Annotated in this window: 14 protein-coding genes; 8 read left to right on the forward strand and 6 right to left on the reverse strand. The window is 47.2% G+C overall.

The annotated features are described in order from the left end of the window. Positions 1-7: 7 nt before the first annotated feature. Both ABEA14_RS19175 and gltX read right to left on the reverse strand, forming a co-directional pair. Entirely contained in the window at positions 8-346 is a 339-nt protein-coding gene (locus ABEA14_RS19175; protein WP_345342440.1) for a ComEA family DNA-binding protein, read from the reverse strand. A 212-nt stretch (positions 347-558) separates the two neighbouring features. Continuing rightward, the gene (gene gltX / locus ABEA14_RS19180) at positions 559-2,049 is read right to left on the reverse strand and encodes a glutamate--tRNA ligase (RefSeq protein ID WP_345342442.1); all 1,491 of its coding nucleotides are present in this window, start codon (positions 2,047-2,049) and stop codon (positions 559-561) included. A 362-nt stretch (positions 2,050-2,411) separates the two neighbouring features. Here gltX and cysC point away from each other — a divergent pair, with 362 nt between their 5' ends. From cysC to ABEA14_RS19220, 8 genes are all read left to right on the forward strand, one after another. Next, complete coding sequence (gene cysC / locus ABEA14_RS19185) at positions 2,412-3,014, forward strand: adenylyl-sulfate kinase (protein ID WP_345342444.1); 603 nt, start codon at positions 2,412-2,414, stop codon at positions 3,012-3,014. A 19-nt stretch (positions 3,015-3,033) separates the two neighbouring features. Further along, a complete protein-coding gene (gene cysQ, locus ABEA14_RS19190; RefSeq protein ID WP_345342497.1) occupies positions 3,034-3,837 on the forward strand; it encodes a 3'(2'),5'-bisphosphate nucleotidase CysQ in 804 nt (267 codons plus the stop codon). A 24-nt stretch (positions 3,838-3,861) separates the two neighbouring features. Next, positions 3,862-4,770: a sulfate adenylyltransferase subunit CysD gene (gene cysD / locus ABEA14_RS19195; protein WP_345342446.1), complete on the forward strand. Its 909-nt coding sequence runs from the start codon at positions 3,862-3,864 to the stop codon at positions 4,768-4,770. Positions 4,771-4,811: 41 nt separating this feature from the next. Then, positions 4,812-6,227, forward strand: coding sequence for a sulfate adenylyltransferase subunit CysN (cysN, locus tag ABEA14_RS19200; RefSeq protein WP_345342448.1), 1,416 nt, complete (start codon positions 4,812-4,814; stop codon positions 6,225-6,227). A gap of 9 nt (positions 6,228-6,236) precedes the next feature. Further along, complete coding sequence (locus ABEA14_RS19205) at positions 6,237-7,964, forward strand: SLC13 family permease (protein ID WP_345342450.1); 1,728 nt, start codon at positions 6,237-6,239, stop codon at positions 7,962-7,964. A gap of 128 nt (positions 7,965-8,092) precedes the next feature. Further along, positions 8,093-8,986, forward strand: coding sequence for a UTP--glucose-1-phosphate uridylyltransferase GalU (gene galU, locus ABEA14_RS19210; RefSeq protein WP_345342452.1), 894 nt, complete (start codon positions 8,093-8,095; stop codon positions 8,984-8,986). A 59-nt stretch (positions 8,987-9,045) separates the two neighbouring features. Beyond that, positions 9,046-10,059, forward strand: coding sequence for a UDP-glucose 4-epimerase GalE (gene galE / locus ABEA14_RS19215; RefSeq protein ID WP_345342499.1), 1,014 nt, complete (start codon positions 9,046-9,048; stop codon positions 10,057-10,059). A 152-nt stretch (positions 10,060-10,211) separates the two neighbouring features. Then, a complete protein-coding gene (locus tag ABEA14_RS19220) occupies positions 10,212-11,219 on the forward strand; it encodes an NAD-dependent epimerase (protein WP_345342454.1) in 1,008 nt (335 codons plus the stop codon). 42 nt (positions 11,220-11,261) lie between these two features. Here the strand turns inward: ABEA14_RS19220 and ABEA14_RS19225 are convergent, their stop codons facing one another. The 4 genes from ABEA14_RS19225 to cmoA all read right to left on the reverse strand — a co-directional run bounded on the left by ABEA14_RS19225 (position 11,262) and on the right by cmoA (position 15,832). Continuing rightward, positions 11,262-12,155 (reverse strand): LysR family transcriptional regulator, encoded by an 894-nt coding sequence (locus tag ABEA14_RS19225; protein WP_345342457.1) that lies wholly within the window; start codon positions 12,153-12,155, stop codon positions 11,262-11,264. Between the two features lie 95 nt (positions 12,156-12,250). Next, positions 12,251-13,933 (reverse strand): M3 family metallopeptidase, encoded by a 1,683-nt coding sequence (locus ABEA14_RS19230; RefSeq protein ID WP_345342459.1) that lies wholly within the window; start codon positions 13,931-13,933, stop codon positions 12,251-12,253. 181 nt (positions 13,934-14,114) lie between these two features. Further along, positions 14,115-15,104, reverse strand: coding sequence for a tRNA 5-methoxyuridine(34)/uridine 5-oxyacetic acid(34) synthase CmoB (gene cmoB, locus ABEA14_RS19235; protein ID WP_345342461.1), 990 nt, complete (start codon positions 15,102-15,104; stop codon positions 14,115-14,117). Continuing rightward, on the reverse strand, positions 15,104-15,832 hold the full coding sequence (gene cmoA, locus ABEA14_RS19240; RefSeq protein ID WP_345342463.1) for a carboxy-S-adenosyl-L-methionine synthase CmoA: 729 nt from the start codon (positions 15,830-15,832) through the stop codon (positions 15,104-15,106). Before cmoA ends, cmoB begins: the two co-directional genes overlap by 1 nt. Positions 15,833-15,977: the final 145 nt, after the last annotated feature.

A 15,977-nucleotide genomic window follows, 5' to 3' on the forward strand; every position in this document is an offset into this window, starting at 1 on the left:
CGAAACACTATTGCAGTGTGGGTATATCAAACGCGATCTTGTCGCTATTTGCTGCAATGGTTTTGCTGCCTATACCCTTCACGTTTTCAAGCATAGACAAAGAGCTGAAAGGCCCATGTTGCTCTCGATACTCCACGATCGCCTCTGCTTTTTTTAGACCAATACCATCAAGTACTTCAGCAATCTCTTCTGCGGATGCTTCATTAATTTGAATGGTTTGAGATGCTTGTGCTGGATTGACGATGTCAGCTTGTTCACTGTTGGTTGCATTCGCCGTCGCACCGAAACCGAAACTGGCAACAATTAGGATGGCGGCTGCGAAAGTATGTAGATGAGATTTTGTCATTATTGACTCCTCCATGAGTACGGTTGATTAAACTGTGTACCGCCAAATAGATAGTCTGTTAAATGTGTTGAAGCCAGCTGTTTTGGTGAGTAATTACGCTTCTTTTTTGGTTTTGTGACCAATAACAAATAAGCCCTTAGTGCCATCTAATTAACTGAAATATATAAAAAAGGCGCCATGGGCGCCTTTTTCTACACTATTAATTGATGGGGTTAGCTACGTAGTAATCCATCAAATTCCTTCTGCCAACGCTTTGCTTCTTTCTTGGATGGACTACCTACCAGCTGAGATGCCTGGCGTAGTCTTGCCCGGCTAAGGTCGGGACCAAGGATTTCCATTGCATCCACCACTGAGAAAGTAGCGGTTGTACCGGCAATAGATATAAACACTGGCGCCATGAAATCCTTCATCTTGACATCCATGGCTTTGGCTAGGCCTTTAAGCGCTGGGAAAATTTGTTCTTTATCCCAGTGGCGAAGGCTATCCATCTCCCAGGAAACAAATTGCAGTACCTTTCTCAGTTGCTCGCTTTCCAAAGCCAAACCATCAAATGCGGTTTCTGGCAGATCCAAAAGGCCGCTATACATAAAGTTGGCAAGTGGGGCAACTTGGGAGAAACGCTCTACGCGGCTTTTGATATGGGGCAGCATCTGGCGCAGGTATTCTTCGTTGAATGCCCATTTATGCAGCTCTGATATGAACTGGTCGTCTGATAAGTTCTCACGGATCCAGACACCGTTCAGCCAATCTAGTTTAACCGGGTCGAACACGGGTCCACCCAGCGAAACACGTTTTATGTCGAAGTTGTCGATCATTTCTGCCAGGCTGAACTTTTCCCGCTCATCGGGCATCGACCAGCCCATACGACCCAAATAGTTGAGAAGTGCTTCAGGCAGATAACCCATGCGCTGATAGTAGAGAATACTGGTTGGGTTCTTACGCTTCGATAGCTTACTTTTGTCAGGGTTACGAAGTAGCGGCATGTGGCCTAGCACTGGCGCATCCCAGCCCAGGTATTTGTATAATTGCAGCAATTTAGGTGCTGATGGCAGCCACTCTTCACCACGAAATACGTGAGTGATCCCCATTAAGTGGTCGTCAACGACGTTAGCGAGGAAGTATGTCGGCAAACCGTCCTGTTTCATCAGCACTTGCATATCCACCTGTTCCCATGGGATCTCTACTTCGCCACGGAGGTGATCTTCAAACTTGAAACTGCCACTTTCAGGGATCTTCATTCGGATCACATACGGGTCACCAGCAGCCAAGCGTTGCTCAATCTCTTCGGCCGTATGCTTCAGGCCGCGGCCATCATACTTGGGGCGCAAACCTGCAGCTTGCTGTTCACGACGCATCTCATCCAGTTCTTCTGGTGTCGCGAAACAGTAGAAAGCATGGCCATCATCAAGTAGTTGCTGCGCATATTCTTGGTAGATCTCTGCACGTTCACTTTGACGATATGGTCCCGCATTGCCACCCACATCTGGACCATGATCCCAGTCTAACCCCAGCCAGCGCAGGGCTTTCATTATCATCTGCTCAGATTCAGGTGTGCTGCGTGCCTGGTCGGTATCTTCAATTCGTAGCACGAATTCACCGCCATGTTGTTTGGCAAAGGCGTAGTTAAACAAAGCGATGTAGGCAGTGCCTACATGAGGGTCGCCGGTTGGAGAGGGGGCTACACGGGTGCGAACCTGAGTCATTTCAAGCCTCAAAATAAATAATGGTGGATACCCAGAAGGGAAATTCGAAAGCGCTATTGTATTAAAAGCAGGGGAGGGGTGCGACCCACTGTGAGATAAAAATCTCCAAGCTAAAGCATCTTGTGTTATCTCCCAATTTTCGATTGCATATTGGCCTCGTTCGACGAATTGGCATCATAATGACACTAACTAAGCCAATGATTGTGTTGGTTATAGGTCCATACCGGCAGTTAAAACGAGAATAATCAGCCGTATATTTCAAAATGGAATAAAAACAAAATAAAAATTCTTTTTTGGAATATGCAAACTGAGTTAGCTTACATGGCAATAGTCGACGCTCCTATCGTCGAGAGGGATTTCATATGAACAATATCGTTTGGCACAACCATAAAGTCAGCAAGCAGGAACGCACCGCATTGAAACAACATAAACCTGCCGTGCTTTGGTTTACTGGTCTCAGTGGCTCAGGTAAATCGACTGTTGCAGGTTGTTTGGAAGAGCTATTACACCAAAACGGTGTCCATACATATTTGTTAGATGGCGACAATATCCGGCATGGCCTCTGCGGCGACCTCGGCTTTAGTGATAAAGATCGTGTAGAAAACATCCGTCGTATTGGCGAAGTTACCAAACTGTTTGTTGATGCTGGTGTTATGGTTCTGACAGCATTCATCTCCCCATTTCGAGCTGACAGGCAGATGGTCCGGCAACTTCAGGGAGAAGGCGAATTCATTGAGGTATTCGTTGATGCTCCCCTCGAAGTGTGTGAGGAGCGCGATCCCAAAGGTCTTTATAAGAAGGCTCGCAAGGGCGACATACCGAACTTTACTGGTATCGATAGCGAGTATGAAGCGCCAGAGGAACCAGAGATAACGGTAAAAACTGCTGAGCATGGAGTTGAAGCTTGCGCTGAGCAACTGTTTGATTACCTGAAATCGAATGGATATTTACCAGCTGCCAGCTAGTTTAAGGACGAATAATATAATGTCTCTGACAGTCGATAAAAGTTTGCTTAATCAGGTTTTAGCCATTGCTGAAGATGCTGGCAAAGCCATCATGACGATTTACCAGCAAGACGATTTTGGTGTAGAAGTCAAAGGTGATAACAGTCCGCTTACCGCTGCTGATTTAGCATCGCATGAAACTATCGTAGCGGGTCTTTCTAAGTTAACTCCAGATATCCCCATATTATCCGAGGAGTCGGATGATATTGATTGGCCAACGCGCCAGTCATGGACTCAGTACTGGCTTATAGATCCCTTGGATGGGACGAAGGAGTTCATCAAGCGTAATGGCGAATTCACCGTCAACATTGCCCTTGTTGAAAGTGGTGAACCAACCCTTGGAGTTGTCGTTGCCCCTGTTCTGGAAACTGCATACTTAGGTGGTAAGGGGCTTGGCGCTGAGAAAGTAAAAGATGGGAATAGTACAACCATCAGCTCGGTTACCCCGTCGCAGAGTGACGTTTGGGCTGTCGTTGGTTCTCGCAGTCACCAGTCACCTGAAGTCGCGGATTTTTTAACCAAATTGCCTAACCATGAAATGGTGGCAATGGGCAGCTCCTTAAAGATTTGCTTGGTTGCAGAAGGCAAAGCACACCTTTATCCACGATTGGGATTGACATCGGAATGGGATACCGCCGCCGCGCACGCAGTTGTGCTAGCCGCTGGTGCCGAGATGGTTGATGCTGAGACTCGATTGCCATTGAGGTATAACCAGAAAGAATCGATTCTCAACCCGTTTTTTATTGCAGCGAGCAAGGAATTGCTTACTGCTGACCTGTTTTAACGCTAGCAGAGTAGTGGCCGGATTATGAAACCGTTCAATATGACACACTTGAAGGCGCTCGAAGCCGAAAGTATACACATCATTCGCGAAGTCGCAGCTGAGTTCGATAACCCAGTAATGCTTTACTCCATTGGTAAAGACTCTGCTGTCATGCTTCATTTGGCCCGAAAGGCCTTTTACCCTGGTAAGTTGCCATTCCCTCTGCTTCATGTAGACACGACCTGGAAATTCCGTGAAATGATAGAGTTTCGTGATCGTTTCACCGAAGAGCATGATATGGAGTTGTTAGTTCATATCAACCAGGAAGGTGTGGATATGGGGGTTGGTCCGTTTACCCATGGCAGTGCTAAACACACCGACATAATGAAGACTCAGTCGCTGAAGCAGGCATTAAATCACTATCAGTTTGATGCGGCCTTTGGCGGTGCTCGTCGTGATGAAGAGAAGTCCAGAGCGAAAGAACGGGTGTACTCTTTCCGAGACAACAACCATCGCTGGGACCCAAAGAACCAACGTCCAGAGTTGTGGAACATATACAACGGCAAGGTTAATAAGGGCGAAAGTATACGCGTATTCCCTTTGTCTAATTGGACAGAGTTAGATATCTGGCAATACATCTATCTCGAAAATATCGAGATTGTTCCACTCTATTTCGCTGCGGAACGACCAGTGGTTGAGCGTGATGGCACTCTGATCATGGTCGATGATGATCGTATGCCTCTTCGTGAAGGTGAAACGCCAGAAATGAAGATGGTGCGCTTCCGCACGCTGGGATGTTATCCGCTTACGGGAGCCGTAGAGTCTACAGCTACGACCTTACCTGAAATCATTCAGGAGATGCTGTTAACCAAGACGTCTGAACGCCAGGGCAGGGTCATTGACCATGACCAGGCGGCGTCGATGGAACAGAAAAAGCGTGAAGGGTACTTCTAGGCCCTGGGTGATAAAGAAAGCGATTAGCACGGAATATAGTTATGTCTCATCAATCAGAACTTATCGCCTCAGATATTCAGGGGTACCTCAAACAGCACGAGCAGAAAGAGCTGATGCGCTTTCTGACCTGCGGTAACGTAGATGATGGTAAAAGTACGCTTATCGGGCGCTTACTGCATGATTCCAAGATGATCTTTGAAGATCAGATGGCATCTATTAAGAAAGACTCGAAAAAATTTAATACGACTGACGAAGAGTTCGACCTTGCGTTGCTTGTCGATGGCCTGCAATCAGAGCGAGAGCAAGGTATCACCATCGATGTGGCGTATCGCTACTTCTCTACCGATAAACGTAAGTTCATCATTGCCGATACACCAGGACATGAGCAGTACACGCGTAACATGGCTACTGGTGCGTCGACCTGTGACCTTGCTGTGATTCTTATCGATGCGCGCTACGGAGTTCAAACTCAGACCAAACGTCATAGTTTCATCGTTTCGCTGCTTGGTATTAAACAGGTGGTTGTTGCGGTAAACAAAATGGACCTGATGGAGTTCTCTGAGCAGGTATTTGAAGATATCCGTACTGACTACCTGAAATTCGCAGAGAATCTCGACATACCACAGATTAAGTTCGTTCCGTTGTCCGCCTTGAAGGGCGACAATGTTGTTGAACGCAGTGCATCAACGCCTTGGTACCACGGCGAAACATTGATGGCGATGCTCGAAAATGCGGAGCTAACAGCGAGCAGTAACTATGAAGATTTCCGCTTGCCTGTGCAGTATGTCAGCCGCCCGAACCTCAACTTTCGCGGTTTTGCCGGTACGATTGCTGGTGGTGTTGTTCGAATTGGTGATGATGTGTTGTCTTTGCCATCAGGCAAGTGCTCAAAGGTTAAATCTATCGTCACTTTTGATGGAGAGCTGGAAGAAGCATTTGCTGGCCAAGCTGTCACCTTAACGTTAGAAGACGAAATCGATGTTAGCCGTGGAGATATGCTGGTCCATGCCAATAATCAGCCTGCAGTCAGCGATTCGCTTGAGGCAACAGTGGTATGGATGTCAGAGGAACCCATGCTGCCTCGGAAGCAGTATGATTTCAAACTGGCGTCCAAAACTACCGCGGGCAGTATAGATGACGTTGATTATCAGATCGACGTCAACACCATGGAGAGGAATGACGCGGTACGATTGAACCTGAATGAGATCGGCCAGTGCCAAATCAGCTTAAATCAACCTGTAGCGTTTGATAACTATAAGAGTGTTAAAGGTTGCGGTAGCTTTGTCATCATAGATCGCCTGACCAATGTCACGGTGGGTGCCGGAATGATTTCGGGCGCGGGTAAGCGTGTTGATATAGTGCGTGGCCAATACTCTGAGTTTGAGATTGAGCTGAATGCATTGGTCAGAAAGCATTTCCCACATTGGGAAGCGAAAGATATTCTGGCATTAAAATAAGAGAGAACTATGACGTTTGCGCAGTGGGGAGTGCTCGCTTTATTCGGTTTCTTGTTAGCCGGATTACTCTTCACTCGCATTCGACCCGCGTCTCTGTTTGGTGTGGTGCTTGTTTTTGCTCTGGCTGGTTCTCTTATCAGCCAGGACCAACTTATGGCAAATGCGGTCAATCCAGGGTTGGTAACGTTATTGCTTTTAATGACGGTTTCTCTTGGATTAGAGAAGACCAGTTGGCTTAAAAAACTTGCGCATAGGCTCATTTCTGACAGCTATGCAGTTTCTCTTGTCAAACTGATTAGCTTCACCTCTGTTTCATCTGCATTCCTTAATAATACCGCCGTCGTCGCATCTCTAATTCCTGCTATCAGAAACAATGGCGTTCATGCGCCTTCTAAGCTGTTTATCCCATTGTCTTATGCTGCCATTTTAGGGGGCACAATGACCTTGATTGGTACCTCAACGAATCTGATTGTGGATAGTTTGATGTTGGATACGGGGGCAAAGGGCTTCGCTTTTTTTGACTTCTTTTGGGTTGGATTAGCATTGGTCGTTGGCGGCGGCGTGACGCTCATGTTGGTAGCGCGTTGGTTGCCAAGTCATGCTCAAGCCAGCAGTGAATATAAGAATTACTTCATCGATGCGAAAGTGGCTGAGGACTCGCCCCTTGTGGGAAAGAGTGTGCAGGACAACGGATTGCGAAACATGGAGTCGCTGTTCCTGGTTGAGATTGTGCGAGATGAACGCTTGATTAGTCCTGTGACACCACAGGCTGTGATTGAAGCGGGTGACCGTTTGGTTTTCTCTGGAGATGTCAAAAAGCTTCATCAGCTCAAACAGTTTGAAGGTGTGCGTCTATTTGCTGAAAATAACGGTCTGCCATCGGAAAACCTCATTGAAGTGGTTGTTACTCCCACTGCATCGGTAATAGGAAGAACGCTCAAACGAGCGGGATTTCGAGCACGCTTTGATGCTGCTGTTGTTGCTATGCGTAGGGGAGGTGAGCAGATCTCTGGAAAGCTCGGGGATGTAAAGTTGAGGGCCGGGGATAATTTAGTTCTGGCGGTTGGCCCCGATTTCACGCAACACAGAAATATCGACAAAAACTTTTTTGTTGTCAGTGGCATTCAACTTCCTAAGGCTCTTTCGCGTTGGCAAGAATGGTCGATACTCGGAGCCTTTGCTTCGGTTGTAGCAGCTGCAGCGACTGGGTTCGTTAGTTTACTTACTGGGCTAGTGTTTTTGCTTGCTGGAATGTTGGCTATCAAGGTGCTGAACACCAATGAGATAAAACGGCGTTTCCCGTTTGAGTTGTGGCTAATTGTTACCTCAGCGCTAACTTTGGCTAAGTCTGTAGAAAACACCGGGTTAGCCGACTTGCTGGCTACTCAGGCCGAAATCTGGTTCGCAAGTGGAGATGTCTTTTGGGCCTTTGTTGGTATCTATCTGATGACCTTGGTCATGACTGAATTGGTGACGAATAATGCGGCAGCGGCGCTCACATTCCCTTTAGCCTATGGTTTCGCTGTAGGATTTGAAGTGAACCTGATGCCATTTGCTTTGGCTGTTGCATTCGGTGCCAGCGCAAGTTTTATCAGTCCTTACGGATACCAGACTAACTTGATGGTATTTAATACCGGGCGCTATCACTTGAAGGATTTTGCCACAGTTGGACTACCTGTTTCTGCGGTTTATAGCGTGGTTGTACTCTATTTGGTGCCGAAGCTGTTTCCTTTCTAAAGCCGCCCACGGCAATATGACTTCCTTTAGGTGACTCCTGATGAGATATATGTCACATTTGTGCTTAACTAAAATGTCACGTTCGGCATATAATCTGCAGATACAATACCAACTGTAAGGACACATTAATGATCAGGAAAGCTGTTATTCCCGTAGCCGGTCTCGGTACTCGAATGCTTCCCGCCACCAAAGCCATACCAAAAGAGATGCTGCCTATTGTTGATAAGCCACTGATCCAATATGTGGTCAATGAGTGCGTAGCAGCCGGCATCAAGGAGATAGTGCTGGTTACTCATGGCAGTAAAAATTCAATTGAAAACCATTTTGATACCTCCTTTGAACTTGAAGCAACATTGGAAAAGCGTGTTAAGCGTCAGTTGCTGGACGAGGTTCAGAGCATTTGTCCGAAAGACGTAACCATCATGCATGTGCGCCAGGGAACAGCTAAAGGCTTGGGGCACGCCATTTTATGTGCTCGCCCTATGGTTGGTGACGCGCCGTTTGCAGTTGTACTGCCCGACGTGATTATTGATGATGTGCAAAGTGATTTGACCCGTGAAAACATGGCTGAAATGGTCCGCATGTTTAAAGACACAGGTTGTAGCCAGGTGATGGTTGAAGCCGTGCCAGATGAGGATGTGTCCAAGTTCGGTATTGCTGATGTCAAAGGACATGAACTGAAGCAGGGTGAGTCTGCGCCTATGACGGCGATTGTTGAAAAACCAGAACTCGCAGAGGCGCCTTCTAATCTTGCCGTTGTTGGTCGCTATGTCCTGAGTTCAGATATTTGGGATATTCTTGAATTCACTCCTGCTGGTGCCGGTGACGAGATCCAACTGACAGATGCCATCGCTGTGTTAATGAAGCAGCAACAGGTAAACGCCTACTACATGAAGGGTAAGAGCCATGACTGTGGCTCTAAGCTGGGTTACATGAAGGCGAATGTTGAATACGCTTTGCGCCATAAAGGTATGGGCAGCGAGTTTGCCGAGTTCCTGAAGCAAGTTACAGCTGAAGTATAAAATTATCTGTTTATGAGGGGTTGCCTGTGCAACCCCTCATTGTTCGCGAGCAATTTATTATGACCATCCTTGTTACAGGCGGAGCCGGCTATATTGGCAGCCACACAGTGGTTGAACTTCTCAGTGATGAGCAGGAATTGGTGGTTGTCGACAACCTATGCAACTCATCTCAAGAGTCGCTAAATCGAGTTGAGAAGATTACCGGTAAGTCAGTGCCATTTTATCAGATAGATATTCTTGACCGAGACGCATTGAGAACCGTATTTGAGAAGCACGATATTTCTGCGGTGGTTCACTTCGCAGGCCTGAAGGCGGTAGGAGAGTCGGTACAGAAGCCATTGAGCTACTACATGAATAACGTGACTGGTACCATTGTTCTTTGTGAAGTAATGGCTGAGTTTGGTGTCAAGAACCTGGTATTCAGTTCTTCTGCCACAGTGTATGGCGATCCTGCATCGGTACCTATTCAGGAAGATTTCCCTACCAGTGCGACCAACCCTTACGGCCGTAGCAAGCTGATGGTCGAAGAAGTGCTCAGAGATTTGTATGTGTCTGATAGTGTTTGGAATATTGCGCTGCTGCGTTATTTCAACCCGGTTGGCGCGCATGAAAGTGGCTTGATCGGTGAAGATCCTAATGGTTTGCCTAACAACCTGATGCCGTTTATCTCGCAGGTTGCCGTAGGCAAACTGGAGCAACTCAGCGTATTTGGCGACGACTATGCTACGGTTGATGGCACCGGTGTGCGTGATTACATTCATGTAGTTGACCTAGCTATTGGCCATTTGAAAGCGCTTGATAAACTCAGAGCCTCACCGGGTGTTGTCACTTACAATTTGGGTACGGGCTGCGGGTATTCTGTATTGCAGATGGTTGATGCTTTTGAGCAGGCTTCTGGCAAACAGGTGCCTTACAAAATAGCGCCTCGTCGTCCTGGTGATATCGCTGAATGTTGGGCTGACCCTGCGCTAGCGAAAAGTGAACTGGATTGGGAGGCATCCAGAACTGTGAAAGAGATGACCCAAGATACGTGGCGTTGGCAGTCTGGCAATCCAAAGGGCTATCAGAGCTAGCCAGTTAAGGTTAAGCTTTGACTTGGACGTTATGGGGAAGGGGCTTATGTGGCCCTTTTTTATTGTACCAATCCGCATAAAGATATGGTCAACCAGGCTTCCCGTTGGTAGATAATATTCTTATTCTGATTGGTATTAGCAAAGGAAAACGAATGAAATTTTTAGTAACAGGCGCCGCAGGCTTTATTGGCTTCCATACTTCCATGCGCCTTTGTTCGCAGGGGCATGAGGTAGTCGGCCTGGACATAGTCAATGACTATTATGATGTTAATCTAAAGCTAGACCGTTTGAGCCAACTTGAAAAATTGAGCGGCTTTCGTCATGTGAAAATGGCTTTAGAAGATCGTGATGCTATTGCAAAGCTCTTTGCTACTGAAAAATTTGATCGTGTGATTCATTTGGCGGCACAAGCCGGTGTCAGATACTCTTTGGAACATCCTTTTGCGTATACAGATGCGAACATCACCGGAACACTCACCATTTTAGAGGGGTGTCGACACAATGACGTAGAGCACTTGGTATATGCGTCGTCCAGTTCGGTATATGGCTTAAATACCACTATGCCATTCGCCACTCATAACAATGTGGATCATCCTGTTTCTCTGTATGCAGCCACCAAGAAGGCCAATGAATTGATGGGCCACACCTACAGCCATTTGTACGGTATTCCAACGACCGGTCTGCGCTTTTTTACCGTTTATGGTCCGTGGGGCCGTCCTGATATGGCGCTTTTCCTGTTTACTAAAGCGATATTGGAAGGCAAGCCAATCAACGTTTTTAATCACGGCAAGATGCAGCGTGATTTTACCTATGTCGATGACATTGTTGAGGGCATTGTTCGCATTCAGGATAAACCTGCTCAGCCGAATCCAAATTGGACTGGTGCTGCGCCTTTGCCTGACTGTTCAAGTGCGCCGTATAAAGTGTTCAACATCGGCAATAATCAGCCTGTAGAGCTTGAGTATTTCATCACCTGTATTGAAAAAGCGTTGGGTATGGAAGCGAACAGAAATTACATGCCAATCCAACCCGGTGATGTGCCTGCTACTTATGCTGATATTGATGATCTGAATAAAGCGGTCGGGTTCCACCCATCGACTCCAATCGAGACCGGTGTTCAGAGGTTTATTGACTGGTATCGTGACTATTACCAAGTATAAGAAAAGGCCGCTTTAGCGGCCTTTTTTAACTCAATGTCATTGCTAACTGTTTGAGTGGTGGGTCAAGAATAAGTCTCTGAGCCTTTGGCTACCTGGGCCCAGCTTATCAGGCTCAGGTATCACCATACTAAGTTGAACCGCTTTCTTTTCGCTTCCATGCATCGAGAGCCTTTTTAAACTACCGGCTTTGATTTCGGCCTCAGCAATAAATCTGGGTAACCACGCAAAACCGGTACCCTGACGGAGAAGGCTCAGTGCCTCATAGAAATTATCCACTGTCCAGCGTTGTTCCGATCTTAGCCAACCCTGTTCTTCTTTTGGCTGTTTGCCAGTGTCTCTTATTACCAGCTGTAAATGCTGTTCCAGATGGTGGCTTTCGAGTCTTTCCTCTTCAGAGAGAGGGTGTTGAGGGTGACAAACTAACCAAAGCTCGGTACTCGTTAGAGGTTCGCCCAGATAACCTTTGGGGACGTTGTTTACAATGGCAATATCGACGTCTTTATCTTTGATTGCTTCTTGCCCTCCCGAGATGACCACTCGCTTTACATTAATACGAGAGCCTCGACTTTCTGGTGCAAATTGCCGCAGGACATTGTTTAAGTCATCAATGGGATACACCAACTCAACCGCTAGCCGTATTTCTGGCTCCCAACCTAAATCGATGCTTTCGGCCAAATGTTCAAGTGATTCAATGTTTTCAGTCAACTGGCGGGAGCGGCGTAACATGACTTCGCCCGCTTCAGTGAGAAAAGCCTTTCGCCCTTTTACTTCGAGCAATGCAATGCCCAACTGTGTTTGCATCTTTGCAACGGCGTGGTTTAGCGAAGACTGGCTCTTATTAAGGAGTTCCGCCGCTTTGGCATAGCTTCCAGCGTCAACAACAGCTTGCAGAATTCGCCATTGTTCTAAAGTTGTTCGGGGGCGGTATTGACTCATGTCCTTTCGTCTCTCATCGCAAGTGATTGCTATTGGCGGCAGGCTGCGAGGGAAGTTACGTGCTGACTTCCGTGTCGCTCGCTATTTTATTGTAACTATTCGCTTTTCTCTGGCAAGTCGGGATAAAGAGAACTTATGAATTTTTTCGCGAGCTCTACACCATAGCGCTTGCTGCCAACTTCAAACCCCGTGAGGCGCTTAAGCGTCTGTTTTGCCTGCGGGCCTCTAAGTCGATTTAGCTCTGATAAAAGAGTGTCCAGCTCAAGCTCGCCGGCGTGGTAGCGAGCAGAAACCTGCTGAGCGATAGCTTTTTGCCACAGCTCTCGGTAGCTGAACACGCCGGGCGAGGCTAAATTGCTCATTGCATACGGTATCTGTGCCGGTGGTGTGCCGATGGCGTCCAGGTTGTCGCCAATCAGCTTGATAGTGAGCTTTTCGAAACTGCCTTGGCTCAGGTCGTTTTGGTGATAGGCTAAGGCGAGCTTGGCGCTGAGTACCTGTCTCAACCATAAGTGAGGATGACGAGTTGGCTGCCGCTGTTCTGAAATAGCTTTCAGAATTTTGTTTTCCAGGCCTTGTAAGTCTGGATAGGCAGAAGCTGTAAAGCCCGGATATTCGGGGTGGTGCAATATCCCCTGTAACGCTTGAAGAATGGCGCTATCCAAACTGCTCAGCCGGACTTTAGCCAGAGGTGATTTTTGGCCTTTAATCAGCATCGCACCAGCTTGATACCCTGCTACGGGGTAGCGTAAACGACCAATCCCTAACTTGGTTTTGGGGTGTGAAAGGTCGATATAAATCTCACCAAATACACGCTCTTGGCTATCCAGAAGTTGCAATATGCTGACATCAGCGCCCCATTTGTACGCTTCAAGATGCTTCAGCCTTAGTTCAAGCTTCTCAGACCAAAACGCAATGCGATTGGTGACAGCGTCAGTGGTCAAAGCGATTCGTAGTTCTTGGTTAGACTGGTGACTGTGTTGAGATAGCGATTGCGTTTGGCGAAACCAAAGATCCCAAGGTTGAAGTGAAGACGGCGAATAATCTTTAGAGAATGCTGTTAGTTGGCGTTCTAATGCAAGCAGAAAATTTCGGATCTCATGCTTCGATAGTAGACTGTGTTGGAGTTGATAGTCGGTCCAGTTGTCAGCCCCAACGTCGATGGCAAATCTAGCTCTGGCAGCCAAAAGCCGGTTGAGCTGGTTCCTTGCTTCCTTGCCCCCACGAGACTTATGAGCTCGGAATGTATAGGCGCGACACTCACTGCGATATGCCTTTGCCATGAATCGATAAAACTCAGCAGGTCTATAGATATCTATCGATATCCGCTTATCTTCTGCGAGCGTTTCTTTCCTATGGGGTTTCCGTTCAGCACATTGCCAGGGTAGAGATATAGGCTCACCACTCTGTAGAGAGAGCAGAAAGCTGTTTTTCGCTGTATTTATATCAATCTGCAGATCTTCAGGAAAACTATCGTACATAAGGCCAGGGTAGCTCTTGTTAAAAAGTGCTTGCTGCCATTTCGCTGGCTCTGTTTGCCTGTTTCTGTTTAAAAAGGGTCTCCACCAATCACCATTGTTACCTAACTTCCAGTCTGTGATTGCTAGGTTAATGGCAAGCCGACAGTAACTGAATGCTTCACGCCAATGAGCATCCGGGTGAAGTAGATACATTTGCTCAGATTGAGCGAGAAGATCAAAATAGGGCAGTAACCAGATGCCAAGCAGCCTTCCTGACGACTCGCTCTGGTCGGCACTAAACTTCGGCCCTTGTATCATTTGGCCTACCGCCTGGTCACAACGACTTTTTAGCTGTGCAGGATTTTGCCACTGCGTAGCAAGCGCGGGTGAGTGCTGTACACTGCTTTGTTCAGCGCTTTGTAATCCAAAGCTAATTAAAAGTAGTGTGCAGAGAACTGCATTCAAAGTTCCCTGAATTGCTCTACGAAACACCGTGGCGCTACTCTGGACGCCGTGCAATAACTACTGCCCGTTTCGGGGCAGGATAGCCTTCCACTGTTTTGCTCTGGTCCAGTGGATCCAGATAGTTCTTCAGTGATTGGCGATCCATCCACTCGGTACTTCTTTGTTCATCAAGGCTGGTGTCATTGATGTCTACGGTTCTTATCTGTTCAAAACCACAGCGACTCAACCAGTGCTCCAAGGCTTTTACACTGGGTAGGAACCAAACATTCGGCATTTGCGCATAGCGTTCACCGGGCACCACAACCTGTTGCTCGTCTCCATCAACCACCAGAGTTTCAAGTACTAACTCTCCACCAGGTCTAAGCTGGCTCTTTAACTGATAAAGGTGGTCGATTGGAGAGCGCCGATGATAAAGCACTCCCATACTAAAAACGGTATCGAATGCTTCCAGGTCAGGCAGCTCCTGGATCCCAAATGGCAGAAGGTGGATGGGTAGGTTTTGCGGAGCGAATTTTTTTACTGCCAAGAATTGGGCTAAAAAAAGCTGAGTGGGATCAATGCCAATAACACAAGCCGCTTTTTCACCCAACATGCGCCACATGTGGTAACCACTTCCGCAACCAACATCAAGCACGGTCCGGTTTTTCAGAGGAGAAATATGAGGCAGTAATCGGTCCCACTTCCAATCAGAACGCCATTCAGTGTCGATGTGAACCCCATAGAGGTTGAATGGGCCCTTGCGCCATGGCATTAGTTGTTTGAGCAAACCCGTTATCCGGGCTTTTTCGCTCTCCGAAGAGAGCTCTCCAGTTCCGAATCGGACCTCTTTACATAGGTCGTATTCTGCAGTTTCAAACTCAGGTAGTTGCTCGATGACGCGCAGCCAGCGGCCAAATTCGCCATGCAGATGCTCTGTGTACCAGGCTTTCAGTTGCGCAGGGGCAGTTTCAAGCCAGTGAGCCAGGGGGGAATCAATAATGTCGCGATAAAAGGGCGAAAAAATATCGTGATGAACCTGAGGCATTATTTGATCGCTACCATCGAAGTGAAGTTGAAACACTGGAACCAAGGGGATGCATGCTTGAAGCCAATCTCTTTTAGTCTGGCTATGTGCTCAGGCAGGGTATCTGTTCGCAGCACATTCTCTAGTGCTGTGCGCTTCTGACTGATCTCTAACTCACTGTATCCGTGAGCGCGTTTAAAGTTATGGTGTAGTTCGATTTGCAGTTCGTTAATTTGCGTATCTTCAAAGTGCACTTTTTCTGACAACAGAAGCAGTCCGCCGGGCAGCATACCTGAATATATTTTGTTTAACAGTGCCTGGCGATCTGCGGGTGGGAGAAATTGCAGCGTGAAATTCAGGATCACCATAGAAGCGTTTTTAATCTCTGTTTGCCGGATATCCTCACACGCGATATGTACCGGAATTTCGGAGCGATATGCGCCAAGGTTCCTCTGACAACGTTCAATCATCTGCTCTGAATTATCAATGGCAACAATTTCTACTTCGCTGGCATCAATATTCCTTCTTGCCGCCAATGTTGCGGCACCAAGAGAGCAACCCAAGTCATATACACGGCTGCCAGGAGTCACGTAACTTTTTGCAAGCTCGCCAATGGTTGCAATAATATTTGTATAGCCTGGCACAGAGCGTTGGATCATGTCTGAAAAGACATCAGCCACGCCTTGGTCAAAACGAAAATCGCCAATATTGGTGAGAGGCGTTGAGAACAGCGTATCTTTGTTCTGCATTTAACTACATTGATGTGCTTGGAGAATGTAGGCGCTATTGTAACGCAAACAATCTGAAAACCGCGACTCCGTAGTGCTTTTGATGCTTTACTCAAATGCCAGGCTACAAATAATGAGTGTTAGGTTTTTTGACACTTCGCGTTAT

It is taken from the genome of Corallincola platygyrae (assembly GCF_039544265.1).
In the GTDB taxonomy this organism is placed as follows: Bacteria; Pseudomonadota; Gammaproteobacteria; order Enterobacterales; family Neiellaceae; genus Corallincola; species Corallincola platygyrae.